The organism is Streptomyces chiangmaiensis (assembly GCF_036281785.1).
In the GTDB taxonomy this organism is placed as follows: Bacteria; Actinomycetota; Actinomycetes; order Streptomycetales; family Streptomycetaceae; genus Streptomyces; species Streptomyces chiangmaiensis.
This window is the reverse complement of the sequence record NZ_JAYWVC010000638.1, coordinates 1-942: the sequence shown is the minus strand read 5'-3', so window position 1 is coordinate 942 and position 942 is coordinate 1. Positions and strand designations below refer to the sequence as shown.

General features: G+C 67.0%; 1 pseudogene. It reads left to right on the top strand.

The window, feature by feature from the left end:
• A pseudogene (locus VXC91_RS46115) lies at positions 1 to 304 on the top strand (hypothetical protein); the annotation flags it as partial.
• Between the last annotated feature and the right edge of the window lie 638 nt (positions 305 to 942).

Genomic DNA, 942 nt, shown 5'->3' with positions numbered 1-942 from the left:
AACCGGGGCCAAGGTCTCCGCCGCGTTCGACGACCCGACGCTGGTGGCGTACGGCGGCCTGGAACCTTTGATGCGCCTGGCCGAGCGGTGCTGCCTGCCCGCACTGGTCGGCGAGCGGCTGCGCCTGCCGGCCTCGAAGGACGGAGTGGGCGCGTTCCCGGCCTCGAAAGGCATGGCGCTGATCGCCGGGATGGCGGGGGGCGCGGACAGCATCGACGACATGGACCGGTTGCGGCACGGCGCGATGGCCAGACTGTTCGCCGGCGAGTTGATCGAGGCGTGTCTGACGGGGAACCCGGCGTAAGCCGGGGCCGGGGCCTGGGTAGCCTCCGCCGACCGACGTGCCGGCGCCATCCACGGCGGCCCCGCGGCTGCCGCTGGGAGTCAACGACGGCGACGCCCTGCGGTGGCTTGCCGTGTCGGAGGTGTGTCGCGAACGCTGAGAGGCAACGAGAGAGGGCGGGAGCCAGTGACACTGACTTTCCTCCTCTTCTGTCACCATCCGCCCTGGTCAGCACTTGATTTCCACTGATCCTCGGCGAGTGCCCGGCAGGGTTCGAACTTGGGAGACCCGAAGCGTGACTCTGGGGAGGCTTGCAGGTGGACCTTGAAGCCAGAGCTGCCCTTGCGCGACCACGACCGTATCGTTAGTGGTCAACTCGCCCCTCGGACACAACCACTGACGATACGCAGACGAGGGCCTCGACCTTACGGTCGCGGTCCTCGTTGCGTGTTCGTAGCTGATTGTGATGCCTAGGGCTTCGTAGAGTGGTGCGGGTGCCGAAAACCCCATCCATGGCCTGTGACCTGCATCTTCTCGTGAATGGCCAATGATCGCCGGGTGGGCGTGTCAGGGTGGTGGATCGTGCTGTTGCGACTGCCCTACCTGGCCCTGTCGAGCGTGTTCGCCTTCATACGGCTGCTGCCGATGAGCGCTGCGGC